This is a genomic window from Alcaligenes sp. YSL9 (genome assembly GCF_030515105.1).
GTDB classification, from domain to species: domain Bacteria; phylum Pseudomonadota; class Gammaproteobacteria; order Burkholderiales; family Burkholderiaceae_B; genus Alcaligenes; species Alcaligenes phenolicus.
Genome location: NZ_JALXJU010000003.1, coordinates 232,120 through 244,247 on the forward strand (window position 1 = coordinate 232,120; position 12,128 = coordinate 244,247).

Here is a 12,128-nt window from a genome sequence, read left to right on the forward strand (position 1 = left end):
GGCTTGGGTTTTCAGGCAGGGCCGCTATGGACCGCTTTCGCTTACCGGGACGCCGCGGGGCCGCGCTGATGCGCGGTCAGGCGGATCGCTTGCAACCTTGTCTGCTGGACAGGCTGACCGACGAGCGGCCCGATCAAACCTGGGAGCCTCCTCAGCCCATGAGCCAGTACCAGATGCGTCAGGCGGTATTGCGCGATCTGGGCCATTTGCTCAACACGCCCAATCAGGGGGCCACCCCCTTGATGCAGGCCTTGGCTCATGTGCGCCGCTCCTGCCTGAACTACGGCATGAGCCCGCTGGCGGGCAAGACCATGAGCGAGGTGGAGTGGCTGGATGTGGAAGAAGCGCTGCGTACCGCCATCCTGCATTTCGAGCCTCGCATTTTGCCCGATACCTTAGAAGTGCATTGTCTGGATCACAGGGCTCAGCGCGATTTGCATAACGTCTTGAGCTTGCGTATTCAGGGCCATGTCTGGTGCGAGCCGTATCCGCAGGAATTCTTGCTGCGCACCAGTATTGATCTGGAAAGCGGGCAGTTGGACCTTGAAGAGAGTTACGCGTCGGGATGAATCCGGAGCTGCTGCATTACTACAACCGTGAATTGGCTTACCTGCGCGAGCTAGGAGCCGAATTTGCGCAAGCCTACCCCAAAGTGGCGGCTCGTCTGGGTGTGCACGATACGGCGGTGGCTGACCCCTATGTCGAGCGTCTGCTGGAAGGCTTCAGCTTTCTGACGGCTCGCATTCAGATGAAGATGGACGCGGAATTTCCCCGTCTCAGCCAGCAATTGCTGGATGTGATTCAACCTTCCTGGTTGATGCCCACCCCCAGCATGGGACTGGTGCAGTTTCGTCCCAGCATGAGCGAAGGTGCTCTGGCCAAAGGTTTTACCATGCCGCGCCACACCGCCTTGCGCTCCCGTATTCCAGCCGGAGAACAAACCGCCTGCGAGTTTTCTACTTGCCATGCCGTGGACTTGTGGCCCATGAGCTTGTCGCAAGTCCGTTTGGGGGATGTGGCGGCTGATCTGCCTCTGGCGGCTTTAGGTAGCCGACAGGCTGCACAAGCTCGTTCGGCCTTGAAACTGGATTTCACGGTGCATGGCGGTTTGACACTGGAGGAGCTGGCTCTGGATGAGCTTAGCCTGCATCTGGACGGCCCGGAATCTGACAGCAGCTTGCTGCTGGATGCCTTGCTGCGGCAGGCGTTGGGGGTGTTCATCCAAATGGAGGACGAGGCCCCACAATTTCTGGCTACGTCTGATTGTCTGAAACACGATGGCCTGGAAGATGATCAAGCCATCTTGCCCATGGTGTCTCACGAGTTCTCCGGCCATCGCTTGCTGCGGGAGTATTTCGCCTTGCCGGGCCGTTTTGCTTTTGTACGGCTGCGTGGTCTGCAAGCAGCTATCGCCAGAGGACGTGCGCAGGAGCGAAAAAGCCGCCGCTGGAGCCTGCATATTGTCCTTAAGCAGGCTTGGCCCGATCTGGCGGCACGCGTTGGCCCTGGCCATGTGCGTTTGTATTGCACGCCGGTCGTGAATTTATTTCGTCGACGCAGTGAACGCATGGCCTTGCGCCCTCAGGCAACAGATCATCATGTGGTCATGGACAGAACGCGTCCCATGGACTTTGAAGTTTGCTTGATGGAGCAAGTGCAAGGACATGGCCGACAGGGAACAGACGATGTGCTGTTTCGACCCTTGTATGCCAGCACGGCGCAGGATGCAGGACGCTATGGCAGTTACTACACTGTGCGACGCGAACCGCGTGTCGTGTCTGATACCCAGAAACGCTGGGGTGGCCGCAGCAGTTATGGCGGTAGCGAAGTGTATTTATCGCTGGTGAATCAGCACGAGCAGTCCGAGTTTTTTGGCATGAATCAGATCAGTGTTACGGCCTGGTGCAGCAACCGTGATTTGCCCTTGTTGCTGCCGCGCTCGCCCGAGTCTGACTTCAGCCTGCAAGTCTCGGCGCCCGTAGCCGGTGTCAGTTTATTGGGTGGTTTGACCCGTCCTCGACCTGCGTCAACCGGCGGTCGTCAGGCCTGGGATTTGATTTCACAGATGAGTCTGGCCCAGTTGGGTGTGGCCCAGTCCGACCCTAAGCAGGCTGCAGGTCGCTGGCGTGCCTTGCTGGCCCCGCATGTGGACAGCGCGGATGCCGGTGCCTTGCGTCAGTTGGCTTCCATTGTGGCGGTGCAGGCGCGGCCTGTGCAGAGGGCCATGCCGGTGCCAGGACCCTTGGTGATGGCGCGTGGCGTGCATTTTGAGGTCACGCTGGACCAAAGCGGTTTTCCCGGCGGTCGTCCTTTTGTTCTGGCCGCCGTGCTCAGTCGTTATCTGGCCCGTCATGTCAGCCTGAACAGTTTTGTCTCTACCGAGTTTCGTTCCGAGACAGGGGTGGAACTGGGAGCGTGGGGGCCGCAAGCAGGTACGCGGGCGGTGCTGTGAACCGGGCCGAGCAGGAGCAGCTAAAGCCTCAGGCTTCTTTGGAAGAGCTGGGCCGGATCATTCAGCAATGGCCTTATGGCCATGATCTGTTTCGCGTTTTGCGGGCCGTCGATGCCTTGCAAGCCGCCCAGGGCCAGCCTCGTTTGGGAACCGCGTCTACGCCTCGCCAAGAAGATGTGCGGGTAGGCCAGCCGCCTAGTTTGGCTTTTGCGGCCTCCAGTGTGCAAACCGCTCGTTGGGACGATGAACAACTGCATCTGGATGTGCAGGGCTTTGGTTTGTGGGGGCCCAATGGCCCTTTGCCGCTGCACATGACGGAGTACTTTTTTCAGCGTAGTCGCAACTTTGGTGACCGTGCTGGTGTGGCCTTTCTGGACCAGTTTCATCACCGTCTGTTTTTACTGTTTTTCAGAGCCTGGGCACAAGCGCAAGCGGTCTGTGATCTGGAACATGATCAGGATGGTTTTACGCGCTGGCTGGCCAGCCTGGTCGGAGTCGGGAGCCAGAGCGAATCGGCTCCCATGAGCGACCATGCGGTCCATTTTCAGGCACCTGCGCTGGCGTCTCAAACCCGTAGTGCGCCTGCTCTGCAATCGCTTCTGGCCAGCTATTTCCAATTGCCCGTCAGCATTCAGCAGAACGTGCCTGTGTGGGTGTCGCTAGATGATCAAACCCAGGTCAGCCTGGGTCGCAGTTGTTCGGGGCTAGGGAAAAATTCCGTTCTGGGTGCACGTATTCTGGACGTGCAGCAAACCATACGAATACGGATTGGCCCTTTGAGTCGGCAGGACTATGGCCGCTTCTTGCCAGGTCGTCCGGCCTGGCGGCAATTGCGCTATTGCCTGGCTTTGTATCTGGGCTTGGAGTGGTCGGTTCAGTTGCAATTGGTGCTGCAAGCCAGCGAACAGCCTGATCTGGGTTTGGGGGCGGGCTTGGGCCTGGGCCAGGAAACCTGGCTGGGCTCGCCCGGCACGCAGGACAGAGCGGATCTGTGCCTGTTTCTGGACAGCCGTCCAGATTGGCAAGATCCGCGCAGCTAAGGCCTAGGCCTGACGCATTCCCTGCAAAAGATCGAACTCGTTTTCCTTGTCGGACAAGGTGCTGACCCACTCCGGGGCGCGACCCAACTCTGGCTGCCAACTGGCTGCCGGAATGGTGCTGTCGGTGCTGGGTGAGCTGGCTGGTTTGGCTGCTGTATCGAAGGGATGCTTGTCCGAGGGCGCAGGCATGGGACCACCGACCGGGACCATGCCGGGAACATGCAGATCTGCGAAAGGATCGGCCGCCGGCGCAGCTGCCAAAGGCGTTTCATCCTGTGTGACGGGGCTGACTCCCGATTCCACCCGGTAGTGCATTTCCCCCAGGGTCAGGCGATCCCCATTCTGCAAGGTCTTGACCTGTGCCAGTGCCAATTCGATGCCATTCACGGCGACCTGACCGTCTGAGCTGGCTCGTTGAATCGTCAGCACATCGTGCTGGCGACGCAGGTAAGACAGCACGGGCGGCGTTTGATTGTTATCGGGCAAAACCAGATCAGCCTGAGTCCAGGAACCGCAGACCAGACCAGGTTCAGGAACAGGGCGCGCAGCTCCACCGGACTCTGCTTGCAAACGCCAATCTACAGTTGTGCTCATGGCTGTGCTCCTGCCACTTTTTCATAAACCGGGCCCCAGGTGGGATGACCGCGCTCGGCCTGGGCCAGGGTAAAGCCAGGGTCTACAGCCCGTGCCTGCTTGAAACGCTCTTCACACAAAAAAGTGTAGTCGCGCACGCAAAAGCTGAAGGCCTGCAGTTTCAAGGCTTCGCTGTATTGATTGGGCGCGGCAGCAGGCAGGGTGCTGGAGCGGCCCACTTGCCGGATCACGGTGCTGTAGTCACCTTCATTAAAGGCAGAGCGTATTTGCTCCAGTTCAGCTTCGGCAGTTGGGCTGAAAACAGCCACTGGCTTGTTCTGGGTTTGGGCGCAGGCTGTCAGTAAAAGGGCCAGAGCCGGAACGATCAGGCGGGCAGGTAAATACATGGCAGGAAAAAGAAAAGTTGTACTTGCCCTCAAGACTAGGAAAGGAAAAAGACAGCCACATGACATGACGCGGACGGTTTTGTAAGAGTTGTTGCGCAAGGGTAAGCACCGAAACACCCCGTGTCCTTAACAAAGTTGTCGCATTCATGCTTTTAGATGGGGCGCATTGCCATTCAAGGAGACATCGTGACCGCTTGCCGATTGCTTCGTGTGTGTTCGCTGCTGATGCTGGGTTTGCTGGCCTCATGCGCGTCCACCTCCAGTCGCATGGCCGTGCCCTACGAGATTGTTCTGACTGCTGATGAACAGCTCAACCCGGATGCCACGGGTCGGCCTTCCCCGGTACAGGTGTTTGTGTTCGAGCTGCGCTCGGGCAGCACCTTTGAATCCCGGGACTTCTTTGCCTTGCAGTCTGACCCGCAACAAGCCTTGCAGGCGGATCTGCTCAATGTGGAGCAGATCGTGCTGCGCCCCGGCCAGACTCATACCTTCAAAAGGCCAGGCGATTTGCAAGCCACTGCTGTTGGCGTGGTCGTAGGGTATCGCGAGCTGGATGCCAGTGTGTGGCGTGTCCTCTTGCCGCTGCCCGAGTCGCGCACCACCAATATCTACAAGTTCTGGCAGTCGGCCCCGGACGCCGTCCAGGTCAGTCTGCAATTACGCAAGAACGCCATTCATGTCGTTGATTGATGGGCGTGGAACGGATTATTTCAATGGATAAAGTCATTTGGACCGAAGGGCTGTTTTTACGGCCTCAGCATTTTCAGCAGATGGAGCGCTATCTGGAGCACTATGCCCACGCCGGAAGGCGGGCTGCGCAGCCGTTTTGCTGGGGCTTTGAAACCTTGAGTCTGGACGAACAGGCCCTGAGTATGGGCAGTGTTGCATTGCGCGAAGCCTGCGGCTTGTTGCCGGATGGCACGCCCTTTGATTGCAGGCCGGGAGCGATGCAGATTGTGGCCTGGACAGCCCCCGAAGTGGTGCGTCCCGAGCGTCTGATGCTGGTGCTGCCTCGTCGTCAGGCCGGGCGGGCAGAGATTCAGTTTGATGGGCACAGCTCGCGTCGTTCCCGTTATGTGGTCAGCGAGCAGGATTTGTATGACAGCAGTGGTTTGTCACCTGAACCGTGCCTGTCGCAACTGGGGCGTTTGCAGCCTGTTTTGCTGCCCGAATCCGAGGTGTATGAAGACAGTGTTGCCATGCCCGTGGCCCGCATTCTGGAGCGCAGACCCGACCGCTCGCTGGTGTTGGACCCGGAATTCATTCCCCCTATCTTGTCCATTCAGGCCCATGCCCGGCTAAGTGCTCTAAGCGCGGATGTGCAGGCTTTACTGCAGGCCCGTGCCCAAGCTCTGGCAGAACGCCTGGGGCCGGGAGGGCGCGGGCAGGGCGATGTGGCCGACTTCATGATGCTGGAGCTGGTCAATCGCTATCGGGCTGCCTTGTGGGCCATGGAGCAGCGCGTACACGTACATCCTGGCGAGCTGTATCAGGCCTGGATGGAATTACATGGTGCTTTGGCTACCTACACCCAGGACGGGCGTCAGCCGCTGATCTGGCCTTCCTATCAGCATGACGATCTGGCCCAGTCCTTCTTGCCGCTGGTGCTGGAGTTGCGCCGTGCCTTGTCCGTGGTCCTGGAACAGCAGGCTGTGTCGATTGCGCTGGAGGACAAGGGGCAGGGCGTACGTCTGGCCCAGATTGCGGATCGTGCGCTTTTGCGACAAGCGGGTTTTGTATTGGCCGTGCAGGCCGATTTGCCCGCCCAAACTGTGCGGCAGCATTTTGCGGCACAGGTGAAATTGGGGCCGGTAGAACGCATCCGCGATCTGGTGCATCTGCAATTGCCGGGCATCGGTTTGCAGCCTTTGTCTGTCGCGCCACGAGCCTTGCCGTATCACGCAGGATTCACCTACTTCGAGCTGGAAAAAGGCGGCGAGCTGTGGCGTCAGCTGGAGCAGAACGGCGCATTAGCCCTGCATTTGGCCGGAGACTTTCCTGGCCTGCAACTTGAGTTTTGGGCAATACGCCGCTGACCCGGAGCATGGCTATGAATGAGACAGTTTCCTGGAATAACGGCCCGGTCCCGGACGAGCGCCGATCGCGGGCGGATGCACCGCGCTTTGTTGCGCAGGGGGCCAATCCCCTGTTGGAGGCCGCCAACCCTTTGCTGGTGATGGTGTCCGATATACGCCGCAGTGCCCGACATGCAGACCCGGCGGGTCTGCGTGCCAAGCTGGTCGCTGAAATCCGTCAATTTGAATTGCGCGCCCAGGCCGTGCCAGTGGCCAATGAAACCATTTTGGCGGCGCGCTACTGCCTGTGTACGACCCTGGACGAGGCGGCTGCGCTCACCCCTTGGGGGCAGGCCGGAGTCTGGTCCTCGCACACTTTGCTGGTCACCTTTCACAACGAGACCTGGGGCGGGGAGAAGTTCTTTCAGCTTCTGGATAAATTGATGCAAAGCCCGGCAGCGCATTTGCAGTTGCTGGAGCTGATGTACTTTTGCCTGGCTTTGGGGTTTCAAGGCCGCTATCGCGTGCATGAGCAGGGTGCCAGCCAGCTGGAAACTGTGCGTCAACGTCTGTACATGAGCTTGCGCCAGTATGGGCAGACGGTGCCAGCTGCTCTGTCCCCGCACTGGCGCGACAACCCGGCGCAGAAAGTTGGCAAGCCTTTGCCTGTGCCCATCTGGGTAGCTGTTTGCGTGGCCTTGCTGCTGTGCTTGTTGATGTATCTGGGGGCCAGTCTGTTGCTGAACCGGCAGTCTGATGAGGCTTTCGAGGACATCGTGGCCCTGCGCCTGCCAGCCTTGCAGACACAGGGCCAGCCGCCGTCCAGTGGCGTTGCGCCGCAGGCACCCTTGGCCTTGGCAGAGCTGCTGGCCCCCGAGGTGGCCGAGGGTCTGCTGACCGTGCGAGATCAGGCCGATCGCAGCGTCATTATCCTGCGCGGCGACGGCCTGTTCGATTCAGGAGCTGACCAGATCCGTGCGCCGTTGCTTCCCGTTATTGCACGTATCGCCGATGCGGTGGAAGCCGCGCCGGGCTTGGTGCTGGTAGATGGCTATACCGATAACGTCCCCATACGCAGTGTGCGCTTTCCTTCCAATTTTCATCTCTCGCAGGCTCGTGCCGACTCGGTCAAGGCCGTCTTGCAGGAGCGCTTGAGTCAGCCTGAGCGTGTGCGCGCACAAGGCCGGGCCGATGCTGCGCCTGTGGCGGACAATGGCACTGCTCAAGGTCGGGCACAGAACCGACGGGTGGAGATCACGATCGTGCCCTTGAGCAAGGAGGCCGGGCAATGACACGTCTTTTGAGTCTGGTCTTTAGCCGTAGCGTCTGGACCTTTGTGGGTGTGCTGATTCTGCTGGTGCTGATCTGGTTGCTGGGGCCTTTGTTGGCGATTGGCCAAACCCGGCCATTGGAAACCGAGCTGTCACGCTGGATTGCGATGGCTGTGGTGGTGGTGTTCTGGTTGCTGCGCTTGTTGTGGCGCAGCTGGCGAGAAGGTCGCCTGAACGCGCAGTTGCTAGGCCAATTAAGCCGCCCGGCGCAGAAGGCGTCTGCATCGAGCAATACGGCTACGCCGCATCCTTTGCAAAGCCAGTTTGATGAGGCCATCGAACTGCTCAAGCGGATTCGCTTCGGTTCGCATATGGGCGGACGCTTGCGCTCCTTGCTGTCGCGTCAGTACGTGTATCAGTTGCCCTGGTATGTGTTCATCGGTGCACCCGGAGCAGGTAAGACCACAGCGCTGGTCAATTCCGGCTTGCAGTTTCCCTTGTCGGAGCGCTACGGAAAAACGTCGCTGCGAGGTGTAGGGGGCACGCGCAATTGCGACTGGTGGTTTACTGACGAAGCCGTCCTGCTGGATACGGCAGGACGCTACACCACGCATGAAAGTGATCCGGTAGGAGATGAGCAGGAATGGCGTGGTTTCCTGGGCCTGCTCAAGCGCTATCGCCGCAGGCAGCCGATAAATGGCACTTTGCTGACTATCAGCGTGCCAGATTTGTTGTCCAGCACGGCCGCGCAACGTCACGATCATGCGCAGGTCTTGCGCCAGCGCCTGGCCGAATTGCGCGAGCGTTTGGGGATTCAGTTTCCTATCTATGTGCTGGTCACCAAAATGGATTTGCTCCAGGGCTTTCAGGAGTATTTCGACCATTGTGATCGTCAGGAGCTGGAGCAAGTCTGGGGCTTCACCTTGCCCTATGAAAGCTCGCGCGAAGCGGGATTTTCCTTGTCGCATACCTATGGGCGCGAGTACGAAGCCTTGCATCAACGCCTGGAGCGTGGTCTGGCGGCCGTGATGGCCGAGCAGCCCAACGAAAGCGTGCGCGCCGAAGCCTATCTGCTGCCACAACAGTTTGCTCGCCTGGGGCCGGTGCTGGAGGAGTTTCTGGAACAGGTGTTTAGCCAGTCCCGCTTCGAGGCACCCCTGTTGCTGCGCGGCGTGTACTTCACCAGTGGTCGGCAAGGAGGTGTGCGTCTGGATCAGGTGCGGGACTCCATGCGCGAGTATCTGGAAGTGGATGTGCAGGCGGATCAAGCGCAGCCGGTGGCCGGTCAGGGCCGCAGCTATTTTCTGACCCAGCTGCTGAAAGAGCTGATCTTTCAGGAGGCCGGTGTTGCAGGCCGCGACGAGCGCTGGGAGCGCCGCGTGCGCTTGCGTCATTTTCTGGTCTACGGTCTGGTGGCGGTGGGTGTGTTGCTACTGGGGCTGGCCTGGAGTCGCAGCTTTCTGTTGAACCGCAGTTATGTGGAGCAGGTTGAAGGACGTGTTCCGCAGGCTCAGCAACAGGCGGACCAAACACAGGTGCTGGATACCACACCGGCGGTCGGCTTGCTGCCTTTGCTGGATATGTTGTCGCTGCTACCGCAAAGCGATCAGTTTCCCTTGGATGCGCCCGGTCTGGAGCGGCGCATGGGCCTGTATCAGGGCGACAAGATGAAGGCCGCCGCCGATACCGTCTACCAGCGCGCATTGGAAAAACTGCTGGCCCCCTTGCTGGCGCGTCGTATCGAAACCGTGTTGCGTAGCGAGCAGGCGCAGGATCTGGAGTACGGCTACGAGGCCCTTCGCGCCTATCTGATGTTGTACGACACGCGACGTTATGACGCGGCCCATTTGCAGACCTGGTTGCTGGGTAGTTTGAAACAGGACTTGCCGGCAGGCTTTACCCAGTCGCAATACGACAGGCTGGAGAGCCATGTCCGTGCAGTGACACAGGCGGGCTTGCTCTTGAATCCCTTCCCGCGCAATGAAGCCTTGATTGAGCAAAGCCGAGAACGTCTGGCGCGTATCAGCCTGGAGCAGCGCACTTACAGCCGCATGCGCCGTATTCTGGCGGCCACGCCCGGTTTGATACCTATGTCGGTCTCAGGCATGGCCGGGCCATACGCGGCCTCTGTATTCAAGCGTGAAAGCGGCAAACCGCTAACTGAAGGAATAGACGGTCTGTACACCTACGAGGGGTACTGGACCGTGGTTGAACCACGCATCGACAGCGAATTGCAGCAGATGCGCGAGGATGACCGCTGGATTCTGGGGCTGGATACGGGCGCAGGGCAGTCCGAGGCGGCGCGTCGTGCGGCAAGCCAGGAGCTGCGTCGTCTGTATCTGCTGGATTATGTGCGTGTGTGGGATGAGTATCTGGCTGACTTGCGCCTGCTGCAAGGCGGCAGCTTGCTGGAAAACATTCAGCTGGCCCGCACCCTGTCCATGGCCGATTCTCCCTTGAAGCAGTTGGTCCAGCAGGTGGCTTTGCAAACTCGTCTGTTGCGAGAGGATGCGCAGCAGGGGGCCTCCTTGGGGGCACAAGCCAAAGTGCGGCTGGACGATACCCGGCAGGCGCTGGAGCAGATGTTTGGCCCGGTCGGGTTGGAGGGTAGTCGTCGTAATGAGCCTCAGGCCAAGCAGGTAGAGGCCATCGTGGATCAGCACTTCGAGCCTTATCACCGCCTGGCTTCCAGTAGTGGCGGGGCACCAGCGCCTATTGATGGAACCCTGGAGTTGCTGGATGAGTTCTATGCTTTTTTGACCTCCTCGGATGCTGCTCTGCGCAGCGCGGGTACACCGCCGCAGTCCAATGTCTTGACCAAGTTGCAGGCAGAGGCAGGTCGGTTGCCTGGGCCTTTACGTGATGCGCTGGATCAGTTTTCGGTAGGTGCTTCTGCCGAGATCGCGTCGCGGACTCAAGCCAGTTTGGGGCAGTTGGTAAACGCCACTATCGGTCAGTTTTGCCGTAGTGCGATTGCGGGGCGTTATCCCTTCGCCGCTCAATCCAGGCAGGATGTCGCACCTAACGATTTTGCCCGCATGTTTGCGCCGGGTGGCTTGATGGATGCCTTTTTTCAAGAGCATCTGATGCACCAGGTGGATATGTCAGGTGGACGCTGGCGTTTCAAACCGGGCATAGATGGGCAGGCGGCGGCCAACTTCCGTTATCTGGATGCGTTTCAGCGTGCGGCTGTGATTCGGGACGTGTTCTTCCCGGCAGGCAGTAATCAACCGCGTATTGATATGGCGTTCACCCCGGTTCAGCTGGATGCAGAACTGGCGCAAGTGCTGCTGGATGTGGATGGCCAGGTGCTGCGTTATGCCCATGGCCCGCAGGTCGCCATGGGCGTGCAGTGGCCGGGGCCGCGTGGGGGCCGTCAGGTCAGTCTGGAGGCACAGCCACAATCCGAAGGGTCAGGGATGAGGGCGACAGGTGCCTGGGCGTTGTTGCGATTGCTGGACAAGGCACAGCCTGTATCGGGTGCGTCTGCTGGGGCACAGCGCTTGTCTTTTGCTTTGGGGAGTCGTCAGTTTGTGGTGGATGTGGTGGCCAATAGCTCCAGGAATCCGTGGCGTTTGGCGGAGATGAGAGGGTTTAGCTGCCCAGGGAGCCATTGAGATGCGCCAGGATGATTTCGACTCCAGCCCGGAGGTGATGTGGTACGGCAAGATTCCGGCCATGGGGGACTTTGTGCGCAGACGTATGCCCGAGCCGATTTTGTTGCCGTGGGAGCGCTGGTTCAGCAGTGGTGTCAGCCAGATTCGTTCGCCCAGCAAGACGGCTGGAGCCAATATGCCCAGCTCGCCCGTCCATGCCTGGGGATTTCTGATGTCCTTGCCGCATGGGGGTGTGCAAGCAGGGGCGGTCATGCCCAGTCAGGACCGGGTTGGGCGCGAGTATCTGGTGTGCGCTTTGGTGCCTTTGAATGCCGAGCAATGTCGGCGTGTCCGTCTGCCTGTACTGGCCAATATGGTTGAGCAATTGGGCCTGTCCTTGCAGCAAGGGGTGCGGTTTTGCTGGGCGGCAACCCAGTTGGATCAGACTTTGTGTAGTGCCGTGCCTTATGCCGGTTTGCTGGCGGAGAGTGCCGCCGCCCAGTCCGAGCAGCGTGATGCCGGGCAGGACATTCTGGATGTTTTGTATGGCTCTCGTGCGCCGTCTGTGCCACAAGACCCGTGGGCTGTCCTGCAGCCTTGTCTGGAGCCCGGCTCCCACCGTAGTTACTGGTGGTGCCTGGGCATGAACAATCCTAGCTGGCGCAGCGTGACGCACAGTGGCGAGCTAAGTCTGGCTCTGTTTCGGCGCTTGTTCGTGTCAGCAACAGCGGCAGATGCAGCAAACCGCGCCTATCAACCATGGTGAGACCTTTC

The 12,128-nt window shown here is 59.6% G+C and carries 10 protein-coding genes; 8 read left to right on the forward strand and 2 right to left on the reverse strand.

Going from position 1 to position 12,128, the window contains the following annotated elements; all coding sequences use genetic code 11:
• The first annotated feature begins 26 nt into the window (after window positions 1-26).
• Genes tssE through tssG form a run of 3 tightly spaced genes read left to right on the forward strand, consistent with a single transcriptional unit; the run spans window position 27 to window position 3,492 of the window.
• On the forward strand, window positions 27-569 hold the full coding sequence (gene tssE / locus M2Q46_RS13805; RefSeq protein ID WP_083054902.1) for a type VI secretion system baseplate subunit TssE: 543 nt from the start codon (window positions 27-29) through the stop codon (window positions 567-569).
• Window positions 566-2,452 carry a type VI secretion system baseplate subunit TssF gene (tssF, locus tag M2Q46_RS13810; RefSeq protein ID WP_302357461.1) on the forward strand — a complete coding sequence of 629 codons (1,887 nt, stop codon included), beginning with the start codon at window positions 566-568 and terminating at the stop codon, window positions 2,450-2,452. Before tssE ends, tssF begins: the two co-directional genes overlap by 4 nt.
• Entirely contained in the window at window positions 2,449-3,492 is a 1,044-nt protein-coding gene (tssG, locus tag M2Q46_RS13815) for a type VI secretion system baseplate subunit TssG (protein ID WP_302357462.1), read from the forward strand. The genes tssF and tssG overlap by 4 nt, the downstream gene beginning before the upstream one ends.
• A 3-nt stretch (window positions 3,493-3,495) precedes the next feature.
• On the opposite strand, the gene M2Q46_RS13820 is transcribed toward tssG, so the two are convergent.
• Window positions 3,496-4,086, reverse strand: coding sequence for an FHA domain-containing protein (locus M2Q46_RS13820; protein ID WP_257112599.1), 591 nt, complete (start codon window positions 4,084-4,086; stop codon window positions 3,496-3,498).
• Window positions 4,083-4,472, reverse strand: a complete 390-nt coding sequence (locus M2Q46_RS13825; RefSeq protein WP_060185441.1) for a TssQ family T6SS-associated lipoprotein — start codon at window positions 4,470-4,472, stop codon at window positions 4,083-4,085. The genes M2Q46_RS13820 and M2Q46_RS13825 overlap by 4 nt, the downstream gene beginning before the upstream one ends.
• 186 nt (window positions 4,473-4,658) lie before the next feature.
• Here M2Q46_RS13825 and tssJ point away from each other — a divergent pair, with 186 nt between their 5' ends.
• Genes tssJ through tagF form a run of 5 tightly spaced genes read left to right on the forward strand, consistent with a single transcriptional unit; the run spans window position 4,659 to window position 12,120 of the window.
• A complete protein-coding gene (gene tssJ, locus M2Q46_RS13830) occupies window positions 4,659-5,162 on the forward strand; it encodes a type VI secretion system lipoprotein TssJ (protein ID WP_302357463.1) in 504 nt (167 codons plus the stop codon).
• A gap of 23 nt (window positions 5,163-5,185) precedes the next feature.
• Entirely contained in the window at window positions 5,186-6,508 is a 1,323-nt protein-coding gene (tssK, locus tag M2Q46_RS13835) for a type VI secretion system baseplate subunit TssK (protein ID WP_302357464.1), read from the forward strand.
• 14 nt (window positions 6,509-6,522) lie between these two features.
• A complete protein-coding gene (locus M2Q46_RS13840; protein WP_302357465.1) occupies window positions 6,523-7,779 on the forward strand; it encodes a DotU family type VI secretion system protein in 1,257 nt (418 codons plus the stop codon).
• Window positions 7,776-11,375 carry a type VI secretion system membrane subunit TssM gene (gene tssM, locus M2Q46_RS13845; protein ID WP_302357466.1) on the forward strand — a complete coding sequence of 1,200 codons (3,600 nt, stop codon included), beginning with the start codon at window positions 7,776-7,778 and terminating at the stop codon, window positions 11,373-11,375. Before M2Q46_RS13840 ends, tssM begins: the two co-directional genes overlap by 4 nt.
• A 1-nt stretch (window position 11,376) precedes the next feature.
• Complete coding sequence (tagF, locus tag M2Q46_RS13850) at window positions 11,377-12,120, forward strand: type VI secretion system-associated protein TagF (protein WP_115634528.1); 744 nt, start codon at window positions 11,377-11,379, stop codon at window positions 12,118-12,120.
• Window positions 12,121-12,128: the final 8 nt, after the last annotated feature.

Coding starts and splice junctions, on each gene's coding strand:
- tssE (WP_083054902.1), top strand. CDS start 27: ATGGACCGCTTTCGCTTACCGGGACGCCGCGGGGCCGCGCTGATGCGC.
- tssF (WP_302357461.1), top strand. CDS start 566: ATGAATCCGGAGCTGCTGCATTACTACAACCGTGAATTGGCTTACCTG.
- M2Q46_RS13820 (WP_257112599.1), bottom strand. CDS start 4,086: ATGAGCACAACTGTAGATTGGCGTTTGCAAGCAGAGTCCGGTGGAGCT.
- M2Q46_RS13825 (WP_060185441.1), bottom strand. CDS start 4,472: ATGTATTTACCTGCCCGCCTGATCGTTCCGGCTCTGGCCCTTTTACTG.
- tssK (WP_302357464.1), top strand. CDS start 5,186: ATGGATAAAGTCATTTGGACCGAAGGGCTGTTTTTACGGCCTCAGCAT.
- M2Q46_RS13840 (WP_302357465.1), top strand. CDS start 6,523: ATGAATGAGACAGTTTCCTGGAATAACGGCCCGGTCCCGGACGAGCGC.
- tssM (WP_302357466.1), top strand. CDS start 7,776: ATGACACGTCTTTTGAGTCTGGTCTTTAGCCGTAGCGTCTGGACCTTT.
- tagF (WP_115634528.1), top strand. CDS start 11,377: ATGCGCCAGGATGATTTCGACTCCAGCCCGGAGGTGATGTGGTACGGC.